The sequence below is a fragment of the Roseburia sp. AM23-20 genome (assembly GCF_003470905.1).
GTDB lineage: Bacteria > Bacillota > Clostridia > Lachnospirales > Lachnospiraceae > Roseburia > Roseburia rectibacter.
Map to the genome: position 1 here is coordinate 1 of NZ_QRHS01000044.1, position 8,661 is coordinate 8,661.

Genomic DNA, 8,661 nt, shown 5'->3' on the forward strand with positions numbered 1-8,661 from the left:
ATTTCTGCAAGACTCATAATGTCACGGTGCTGTTCTTTCTCGATACGCTCCATCTGCTCAGCAATCTGTTGAGAAACTCCATCATTTTCCACCAGCTTTTTGACAGCATTCTTTGCAGTGCTTTTAGAGTACCCTGCCGCCTTTGCTGCCTGTGCAGCATTTCCACCGTTCTTGATATATTCAGCTGCAAACGCTTCCTGCTTTGATGTCAGTTTCTTTTCATTCTTTTTATTTTCCGTTCGTTTTAAACGTTCGCTTTCGTTCGCTTTGCACTCCGAACGTTCGTTATCCCAGTCATATGTATTTTTCCATCTGCGGATTGTTCCTTCCGGTTTCCCAAGCTGGTCAGCAATGTCCACCAGCTTCATGCCGTCCTTATACAGTTCATATGCCTCATCAGCTAATGGATTTTTCTTTGCTGCCAACCGATCATCTCCTTTCATGGCAATAAAAAAAGATACCGCATCCATCAAGGACATGGTATCTTTTTACAGGTGTCCGGATTAACCACCGGAGCCTCACATTGCTGTGTGTTCTCCTTCCTAAACTACTCCCTGTTAATATGATGATACCATGTTTTTAATACCCTTTCAATCATGTTCGCTTCTTTTTTGCTTACGTTAAAAGTTCCCTTTTCATCATGTTTATACCCTTTATGTGTATGGGGATCCGTTTGCACGCCTTTTACTGCATGAGTGTGTCCCATATCCACCTGTTTATAACGTTTGTCGTGTTTATCGTAATAAGTGATATTTTTAATTTCATTTTTTGCATTAACAGTCGCGTACACTCTTCCATTGGTCATCGTCTCCATCGGTGGTTTTGCAGATCCAGAATCATTGTATCGAACAAACTTGATATTTCCGCTCTGATGCAATGTTGTATACTCACTGCCATACTTCTTCCCCTTATCACTTAATCCGCTGCTTGCACCTCTGCCACCCATTTATCTATACTCTCTTCCCTTATCTTATAACTCAGTGCCCTCTCCAACCTTTTCTCGGTCTCGGTCCCACTTCATTCCAAAGTATGTCTAATTGTTCACTTGCTTTTTTTCTTTCTTCTCGATATTCTTTTTCGTATTGAGCATATTCTCTATTTGTGTAAGTTTTTATAGGGTATCCGAGTTCCTTTGCTCTATTCACAATTTCTTTTAATGTTTTCGGAACCTCGTCAGTAACAGCCACCGTGTTTGCTAATCCGACTTTGTATGTCTTTCCTCTTTCGCTGCGATATGTAATCTTCGTCCCGTTCATGTCTACTGTAACCTGTCTGAGTTTGTCTAATCCGCTGCTTGCTCCTCTTCCACCAAAAAACTGCAAATTTATTTTCATCACCATTGTGCCACCTCCGCTTCATGCCATTTTTCACTAAACTGTTTGATATGTACGATATTTCCCTTGCACTCGTCCGGTACATTTCCGTAAAATATAATCTGTGTAGGCTCTAACCGCTTTATCATTTCCATATATCCATCAAGAAACCTCTGTTTCTTTTCCCTGCTGTTCTGTGTCCCAACAGAAGAAACTGCAACAACGCTCTGTGTAGGTTCTCCATCAAAGCACCATTCGAACGAATCCCGATTGCTCCAACAGATCGTAGGAATCACATTGATACCGTACATCTGCCAGTATGCACCGAGCCAGTGTTTACGGTAATGGTTATATATCTGTAACGGCTTCGGGAAATCCGTATACAGGCTAAAATCTGGCGTTAGCACGAACTTAAATCGCTGTAACATCGGAATGTATCTATCTGGGTCTGTCCATACTCTGGTAAATTGGTAATCATCCAGAAAGAAATGCACCGCCTTATTCTCCGGTACTTTTGCACTTCTGGCATAGTTGAAGCCGACAAACTCCGCATTATCAAATTGTGTCGGCTCTATCTCTGGTATGTCATACTGACCAACACCCTCAAATAACATCCGCTGTGCATTTTCGTAATTCCTCTGTGCTTTATACATGGCATAATCCTTTCTTCATATCATAATTATAAGGCAAGGCTACAGTGGATTTGTGCCATTTTAGGCATGAAAAAAGAGAGGTTGTTATCCCTCTCTTCCCCATACGATCATATACTGTCCGTTCTTTTCCTCTACCAGCCGCGCCATCCTCTGCCTCATTAACCTCTGCACTGTCATGCGCCGCCTGTAAAAACTCCGTCTGCTGATCGGGAGAATGCCGTAGTGAGCTTCCAGCATGTCGTAGCTGGTGCCGCGCACGATGGATTCCGTCAGCTCCGCAGCAATGAAGCTGTCCACGCTCATGCAGATCTCATATATCTCTTTTTCATCCAAGTACATTCCCCCTTTCATTTTTGCGCAAAAAAAATACCAACCATCGAATATTGACGGTTGGTATTTTTTTTAACTATCTCTTCTTTCTATTGCGTCTCTTACTCCACTTGGCAAAATACTATATAGATCATTTATCTCATTTACTTGCGTAATCATCTGATCTACAATAATATTCATTAATTTAAATAGCGCTTTTGCAATCTCTGTATTATCTTCTACCGATATCTGCCCTGGATGAACTGCATTATTACCTATCACTCTTATGATATCCAATGCCCGCTGCACTTTTTCGCTTAATCCATTTCTTACTAGACTCCCTATCTTATCGTTTAAATTTTCATCCCCTTCTACTAAGTTATCACATAACTTTTGTATTCCCAATCTTAGTAAAGCACAAGATGATCTCGGCGATTTATCAAATACATCTCTAGCTTCAATATATATTTTCTTTACATCCTCTGGCATATTTTCATTTGGCAATTCAATTTGAGAACATATTGGAAATACCATGTCATCTCTAAACCATATATGATACCCTTCACAAGCATTACATGTTGATATTCGTATAATTCCATCACCAAATGTCTCTTTGTTGTCAAAATAAAATCTTTTATTTCCGTCATACATTATTAAAATTTCATCCCATTCCATTGATGCTAACGTCCCGCAGATTGGGCATGTGAATGATTTCAATAATTTTTGTGGTTCTACATATCGCGCCATAATATCCATCCTTTAACGAAATATTCTCTAACAGATTGTATCACTCCAACCGCCAATATTCAATTATCAATGTACTACAAATTTATTTTTATTCTTCCCCCGCCGCATCCTTACAGGGGAAGGTATGATCGCTTGGATTTGTTATCTGGTTTTAAAATTTAAAGGTATTTAGTACAATTCACGATTGATTATTTCTTGTGCAATCATAAGCTCTTTTTCATGAGTTTTTGACCACTTCACAAGTTCTTTGTCTGTGATTACGTACATTAGTAATTCCTTGCATTTTTCAGTGCTACCAAATCCATCACAACAATTTAACCCGCAGGCTCCATCTAATGCTGCGCCAAAACATGGATTGCTACCTCTTAATTTAAAATCATCATATTCATCTTTTTCTTTTTTTATCCTCGGCTCTAACTCATTGTCAATACGCTGCCTTGCACTATACAGTTCATCCCTTGCATTTTTTAACTCTTCCTGTGCAGCTTCGTATTTTTCTTCGAGTTCATCGTAGTTTCTGGATAACCTTCTATATTTCATTTCCAGTTCTGTAACCATAAAATCCTCCTAAAATTTACTTAGGCAAACCGGAGCTGTCCAGTCTGTTCTGATTCTATCCTCATGTTCGGCATACGTTCTGCAACGCATAGCTCTGGCAGATTTGCCTTTACCAGTGCCGCTGGTATAGGTGGACAAACCGCATTTCCGCATCTGCGCACCTGTTCACTTCTCGGATATGTCTTGCCGGTGTAATCATGGTCAATTATGTAATCCTCTGGAAACCCTTGACATCCATATAATTCTTTGGGTTCTAGCATTCGGAGCCCTATATCAACAATCTGATAGTCCACTCCCTCTATTGTCACCAGACCAAATCTATCCTGTGCTGTGACTGTATCAAGTGGTTTCTCAATATCTTGTCCCGTCCCTTGTCCATAGTATTTAATCAGAAATGCTCTGACCTCTCCAAAATGTCCATCACCGGCTGTGATCGTTGGTAATGGCTGTCTGATATCTTTTCCGTCACAATGATTGTTCATCTGGATCAGATTAGCAGTAACAATGCTGTTATGATCCCATGCTGTAACAGTCGGAAGTGGATTTTCTACTGTTTCACCAGCACCTTTATATCCTCCGTCATAGTACTTATGCAGAAACGATGTGACCAGTCCATATCTGTTTGAGCTGTCAACTGTCATGATTGGGTCTTCTATAGTCTGTCCTCTTACTCCATCTTTTGAGGTTTCCGAATGGTACTGGATCAACGTAGGACTTATCAGGCAATGCTCATTTTTACTCACAATGGTTGTAAGCGGCTCCCGGACATCTTTGCTCCGGTCTTTTGTAAATCCAGTCTGTCCGATCTGCACCATGTAAGGCTCTACAATCCCATATCCGTGTTTTCCTGTAATGGTTGGCATTGGTTCCCGGATATCGTTCGGTCTACGCTCACCACCATGATTACATTGAATGATAAAAGGCTCTGGATTATCCAGAACGAATTTTTTTAATCCCCTTGCTATCCTGTCCATTGTCTTTTGTGCCAGTGGTCTCACTGCCCGGATTCCGTATTTTTCTTTTATTTCTTCTGAAGTATCGAAGATACTCGGACATGGCAAGGAAAAATCCAACTGCGTATATGCTCCAACATACGGTTTGAGCAATCCTTTCTTGACTTCCTCACTATCTGCAGGTGCATGCGTTGGCTCTGGCCAGACAATTGGCTTGCCATCGCACCTTGCGATCATGAAAAATCTCTTCCGCATGGTTGGTGCACCGTAATCCGCTGCTACCAACTCTTTAAATTGCACCTCATATCCCAATTCTGTAAGCTGTTGTACAAACTTTTCAAACGTCTTTCCCTGCTTACCTTTAATCGGATGGTGCCGACGCCCAAGCGGTCCCCATGTCTTAAATTCTTCCACATTCTCCAGCATGATTACTCTCGGTCGTACCAATCCCGCCCATCGGCAGGCTACCCACGCAAGACCACGGATATTCTTATCTTTTGGTTTCCCACCTTTTGCCTTTGAAAAATGCTTGCAGTCTGGCGAAAACCACGCAAGCCCTACAGGATGACCTTTACAGACTTTTACCGGATCCACCGTCCACACATTTTCACAGTAATGCTTTGTATTCGGGTGGTTTGCCTTGTGCATCTTAATTGCTTCTGGATCATGATTAATTGCAATGTCTACGCTATATCCGGTTGCCAGTTCTATCCCGGTAGATGCCCCGCCGCCACCGGCAAAATTGTCTACTATCAATTCTCCGTTAATCATGGCATCACCCCCGGAAAGTCCTCAAATCCCATCTGATTATCCCTTTCAAACGACAGCATTTCTTTCTTGGCTCTCTGGTAGAAGTTGCGATCAATCTCAAAACCAAAAGCATTCCTTTCAAGTTCTGCCGCCGCTCTTAATGTGCTGCCACTTCCACAGCACGGATCAATTACCACATCACCGGGATCTGTGAAAATCTCAATCAGTTTTTTCAGCACCGCTACCGGCTTCTGTGCGGGATGGATTTTCGGAATATCTTTCCCATCTTTCTCCCATGTGAACCAGTTGAAAATCATGTGTCCTGTACCTCTGATAGTCTTTCCATCCTCATCGAATTTCGCCCCGTTTCGGAACTTTGGCAGCTTGTCCCGATACAAGACAAGTGCATATTCTGTTGCACCTACAACGCGCATATTCGCTTTAAGAACCTGTGGACTGTAATTTTTAATAAAAACTAATGGTATATAATTATTAAATCCATGTTTCTTTGCCGCAGCAATCAATGTCTGCATCTGCTCAAATGCGCAGAACACAATCATACATGGTGCGTCTGAACTTCTCCCACGGTTTCCGGCTTTCTTCGGCTCTTTTTTTAGCATCTTGCTACAGAAATGAAAGTATTCGTATAGGTTGAAATTATAATCCGAATTGAAAGCTGCTTTTCCTGCAAACTTACTTTCCCCATTCTTATTATCGCCGCCGTTATACCACATAGGATTACTACCGTAGAAATTCTTTCCTACGTTATATGGCACATCAGCAATGATAAGCTGTGCCGGTGGAATAGCGTACTTTTTATAGTTCTGCATTGAATCTCTGTAAATTTCACATTTTGTTTTCTTCATTTCTTTTGAAAGGAACCCGGCGCGCCTTTTATCCGGATAGGTTCCGGCTCCTTTCTAAATATTTTCATATTTCGATTTACTTTAAAATCTCATCCAAGCAGGCATTCCAACCCACCCGACGTATTGATGTGCTGAGATCTTCATAACCGGCTTTCAACTCTGGTATCTTCTCCGGCAACTCCCGGAGCGGACACCAATCTGGCTTTTTGTCATAATAATCAGCCGATGATATGTTTTTTTAGTGTCAAGTAACAACACACATAGCTAGTTTTTTCACTATTCCTCAATGGACAATCAGCACATCTTTCCGGCATATTCATAACCAATACTGCTTTAGACATCCGTTACACCTCTCTATCATTTAATTCTTCAAGACTATCCTGTAAGTCGTGGTAATAGTTGATTTGGTCGGTACAGTGCTCTTCCAACATATCAATCATTTCCCTTTTGGCATCCTCTAAGGATTCTGCTTGCATAAAATTCATGTGGCCATCAATCACTGACTGCCATCCTATCTCTTCGCCACAATAAACGATGCTTCCTACGGTGATACTGCCATAATAGGCAACGATGTCTATTTGCTTTTCCCAGTCCTCTTGTTCTGGGTCAACTTCTTTCCACTCCATCTACACCACCTCATCTTCCCATCATGTCAGGGGATTTCTCCCATGAATTTCTAAACGCTTTTGTTCGAAGCTCTTTATTTTCTGCCCTTAACGCTTTATTTTCTGTCAAAATCTTCTGCAATTTGCAATCCTTTTTATGCTCACATCTTGTGTCCGCAGAATACTCGGTACACATTCTACATAATTCTATGCTTGTCACTCTACCCCACCACCTTTCACAATCTCGATTGCTTCATTAGTAATCATTTCTTCTGGTTTCCCGTGAAGCCTAACGCCAGAATTATATTCTTTGCTTCGCCGCTTTAATTTTTTCACAACCGCATCCACATCATAGGCAGTCGGCATCTTATCAAAATCTTCTAGCGTAATAATCTGCCCCGCATTTTCCTCTCTTTCTTGAGGAGTGTTGTAGAATCCTAGCCTCTCTATCAGTAAATCTGCATCAATCAGTCTCATCGTTCGCCCTCCTGTTCCATGCTTTTACTGCCATCTCTCGCTCATCTGTAATGGCTATCATATCACCGTTTTCAGCAAGAGTATGCTCTACTTCATATGTTTTTGGGAAACTTGCTTCGCACTTGGAACAAGTTATATTAAATCTAAAACCTTTCTGCATGGAAGTGCTGCTGCTCGTTACAATTCGGAATTTTGCTTTTCCTCCACAGAACGGGCATGGTTTAAGTTCTTCATTCATTCTTCGTTTTCCTTCCATTTCTCACATGTATCATCCAGTCCACGGAAATCTGCACAGTGTTCACTGTCTCCATTGCAACAAACGCCCTCATATTCAGCGTAGTATTTACAGGTGCAACAATATTTTTTCATGATTCTTCATTCCTCCAATCAATACAATTTCTGACCACATCCGCAATATCCTGGATAAGGCATTGGGTTATGACACTTTGGGCAGAAGTATTTTCCCTCGATAATCTCTCTTGAAATCGCCGTCTGCTTCTCCACAGCTTCACGGCACTCCTCCACCATGCCGATTGCACGGTACTGCTGGATTTCTTCAAGCGCATTGATTGCTATATTGTGCGCATTTACGCATTTATCTGTATAGCAATCGGCATCTAAATATCTTTTCATAAATTCGATTGCTTCATTCTCTGTCATTCCGGCACCTCCGTCAACCCATCCAAGGCATAGCATCCGGCAAATCCTTCTAATTTAACAACCATCGTTCCACACATGTTGTACGGCTCGCTGACAACCTTAAATACCTTGCCTTTATTCTTCTCCGATACATAATACTTATCATTCATGGTTACTTTTTTACCTTTAATCATTTCTACACCTCCAACAGTTCCGGATTATCAATCTCGTTTCCAATAACAACCATATAATCTGGATTAATATCTCCCAATGGGACACTTACATCAGTCTCTAACGATGTAGCTTCCCATCTCAATGAATCATCTGACCATTTGATAACGTAATCTTCATCTTCGCACCGAAAGATATCCTTCTCATAGATTCCCTCATATCCGGTGCACTGGCAGATGGTAGTTTCATTTACTCTGTGCCAATTTTCAAATCCTAAATCTCCTCTACTCACACCTTTTGTATACATATTGCTATCATTTGTTGGAATGATAATTGCTTCATAACCATCTTCGGCATCACTTGACCATATAAGATTTCCTTGTACCCATTCTCCGTTATCAATCCGCTTTGCACGGGATAAAAATCTATTCTCCATCGCGTTCCACCTTTTTTCCTTTACAAACTCCTCTGTGTTCATGCACGGAAAATGAAATACTTCCGGTCTGTTTCATGTAAGTCAATTTTTATCCGGTCAGCTCACATTTGTGTTTACGTTCGTTTAAATACTGACATCTTCCATCACAATACATCGCTTTCCCCCTCCATTTCTTTCAGCTTGG

16 protein-coding genes are annotated in these 8,661 nt (G+C 41.3%); all 16 read right to left on the bottom strand.

The genetic code is table 11. The features are described from left to right. A partial coding sequence (locus DW650_RS18690) for a terminase small subunit (protein WP_199654324.1) occupies positions 1–425 on the bottom strand: 425 nt, incomplete at its 3' end. 122 nt (positions 426–547) lie between these two features. Further along, entirely contained in the window at positions 548–946 is a 399-nt protein-coding gene (locus tag DW650_RS18695) for a hypothetical protein (protein ID WP_118210816.1), read from the bottom strand. 31 nt (positions 947–977) lie between these two features. Further along, positions 978–1,340: a hypothetical protein gene (locus tag DW650_RS18700; RefSeq protein WP_118210817.1), complete on the bottom strand. Its 363-nt coding sequence runs from the start codon at positions 1,338–1,340 to the stop codon at positions 978–980. Beyond that, on the bottom strand, positions 1,334–1,966 hold the full coding sequence (locus tag DW650_RS18705; RefSeq protein ID WP_118210818.1) for a DUF4417 domain-containing protein: 633 nt from the start codon (positions 1,964–1,966) through the stop codon (positions 1,334–1,336). Before DW650_RS18705 ends, DW650_RS18700 begins: the two co-directional genes overlap by 7 nt. An 84-nt stretch (positions 1,967–2,050) precedes the next feature. Further along, positions 2,051–2,305 (bottom strand): ABC transporter ATP-binding protein, encoded by a 255-nt coding sequence (locus DW650_RS18710; RefSeq protein WP_118210819.1) that lies wholly within the window; start codon positions 2,303–2,305, stop codon positions 2,051–2,053. Positions 2,306–2,368: 63 nt separating this feature from the next. Beyond that, complete coding sequence (locus DW650_RS18715; RefSeq protein ID WP_158576244.1) at positions 2,369–2,950, bottom strand: DUF4145 domain-containing protein; 582 nt, start codon at positions 2,948–2,950, stop codon at positions 2,369–2,371. A gap of 240 nt (positions 2,951–3,190) precedes the next feature. Further along, the gene (locus tag DW650_RS18720) at positions 3,191–3,580 is read right to left on the bottom strand and encodes a hypothetical protein (RefSeq protein WP_118210821.1); all 390 of its coding nucleotides are present in this window, start codon (positions 3,578–3,580) and stop codon (positions 3,191–3,193) included. A gap of 20 nt (positions 3,581–3,600) precedes the next feature. Further along, complete coding sequence (locus tag DW650_RS18725; RefSeq protein WP_118210822.1) at positions 3,601–5,304, bottom strand: DNA cytosine methyltransferase; 1,704 nt, start codon at positions 5,302–5,304, stop codon at positions 3,601–3,603. Beyond that, positions 5,301–6,113, bottom strand: a complete 813-nt coding sequence (locus tag DW650_RS18730) for a DNA-methyltransferase (protein ID WP_118210823.1) — start codon at positions 6,111–6,113, stop codon at positions 5,301–5,303. Before DW650_RS18730 ends, DW650_RS18725 begins: the two co-directional genes overlap by 4 nt. Before the next feature lie 380 nt (positions 6,114–6,493). After that, positions 6,494–6,775 (bottom strand): hypothetical protein, encoded by a 282-nt coding sequence (locus DW650_RS18735; RefSeq protein WP_118210824.1) that lies wholly within the window; start codon positions 6,773–6,775, stop codon positions 6,494–6,496. Positions 6,776–6,970: 195 nt separating this feature from the next. Beyond that, positions 6,971–7,231, bottom strand: coding sequence for a hypothetical protein (locus tag DW650_RS18740; RefSeq protein WP_118210825.1), 261 nt, complete (start codon positions 7,229–7,231; stop codon positions 6,971–6,973). After that, complete coding sequence (locus DW650_RS18745) at positions 7,218–7,469, bottom strand: Lar family restriction alleviation protein (protein WP_158576245.1); 252 nt, start codon at positions 7,467–7,469, stop codon at positions 7,218–7,220. Before DW650_RS18745 ends, DW650_RS18740 begins: the two co-directional genes overlap by 14 nt. After that, positions 7,466–7,600, bottom strand: coding sequence for a hypothetical protein (locus tag DW650_RS20375; protein WP_279217081.1), 135 nt, complete (start codon positions 7,598–7,600; stop codon positions 7,466–7,468). The genes DW650_RS18745 and DW650_RS20375 overlap by 4 nt, the downstream gene beginning before the upstream one ends. 18 nt (positions 7,601–7,618) lie before the next feature. Next, positions 7,619–7,891, bottom strand: a complete 273-nt coding sequence (locus DW650_RS18750; RefSeq protein WP_118210827.1) for a hypothetical protein — start codon at positions 7,889–7,891, stop codon at positions 7,619–7,621. Beyond that, positions 7,888–8,064: a hypothetical protein gene (locus DW650_RS19815; protein ID WP_199654326.1), complete on the bottom strand. Its 177-nt coding sequence runs from the start codon at positions 8,062–8,064 to the stop codon at positions 7,888–7,890. Before DW650_RS19815 ends, DW650_RS18750 begins: the two co-directional genes overlap by 4 nt. A gap of 2 nt (positions 8,065–8,066) precedes the next feature. After that, the gene (locus tag DW650_RS18755; RefSeq protein ID WP_158576246.1) at positions 8,067–8,477 is read right to left on the bottom strand and encodes a YopX family protein; all 411 of its coding nucleotides are present in this window, start codon (positions 8,475–8,477) and stop codon (positions 8,067–8,069) included. Between the last annotated feature and the right edge of the window lie 184 nt (positions 8,478–8,661).

Bases quoted from the DNA above. Each gene is read 5' to 3' on its own strand.
- DW650_RS18695 (WP_118210816.1), bottom strand. From the start codon at position 946: ATGGGTGGCAGAGGTGCAAGCAGCGGATTAAGTGATAAGGGGAAGAAG.
- DW650_RS18715 (WP_158576244.1), bottom strand. From the start codon at position 2,950: ATGGAATGGGATGAAATTTTAATAATGTATGACGGAAATAAAAGATTT.
- DW650_RS18730 (WP_118210823.1), bottom strand. From the start codon at position 6,113: ATGCAGAACTATAAAAAGTACGCTATTCCACCGGCACAGCTTATCATT.
- DW650_RS18740 (WP_118210825.1), bottom strand. From the start codon at position 7,231: ATGAGACTGATTGATGCAGATTTACTGATAGAGAGGCTAGGATTCTAC.
- DW650_RS18720 (WP_118210821.1), bottom strand. From the start codon at position 3,580: ATGGTTACAGAACTGGAAATGAAATATAGAAGGTTATCCAGAAACTAC.
- DW650_RS20375 (WP_279217081.1), bottom strand. From the start codon at position 7,600: ATGAAAAAATATTGTTGCACCTGTAAATACTACGCTGAATATGAGGGC.
- DW650_RS19815 (WP_199654326.1), bottom strand. From the start codon at position 8,064: ATGATTAAAGGTAAAAAAGTAACCATGAATGATAAGTATTATGTATCG.
- DW650_RS18700 (WP_118210817.1), bottom strand. From the start codon at position 1,340: ATGGTGATGAAAATAAATTTGCAGTTTTTTGGTGGAAGAGGAGCAAGC.
- DW650_RS18725 (WP_118210822.1), bottom strand. From the start codon at position 5,304: ATGATTAACGGAGAATTGATAGTAGACAATTTTGCCGGTGGCGGCGGG.
- DW650_RS18710 (WP_118210819.1), bottom strand. From the start codon at position 2,305: ATGTACTTGGATGAAAAAGAGATATATGAGATCTGCATGAGCGTGGAC.
- DW650_RS18735 (WP_118210824.1), bottom strand. From the start codon at position 6,775: ATGGAGTGGAAAGAAGTTGACCCAGAACAAGAGGACTGGGAAAAGCAA.
- DW650_RS18705 (WP_118210818.1), bottom strand. From the start codon at position 1,966: ATGTATAAAGCACAGAGGAATTACGAAAATGCACAGCGGATGTTATTT.
- DW650_RS18750 (WP_118210827.1), bottom strand. From the start codon at position 7,891: ATGACAGAGAATGAAGCAATCGAATTTATGAAAAGATATTTAGATGCC.
- DW650_RS18745 (WP_158576245.1), bottom strand. From the start codon at position 7,469: ATGAATGAAGAACTTAAACCATGCCCGTTCTGTGGAGGAAAAGCAAAA.
- DW650_RS18755 (WP_158576246.1), bottom strand. From the start codon at position 8,477: ATGGAGAATAGATTTTTATCCCGTGCAAAGCGGATTGATAACGGAGAA.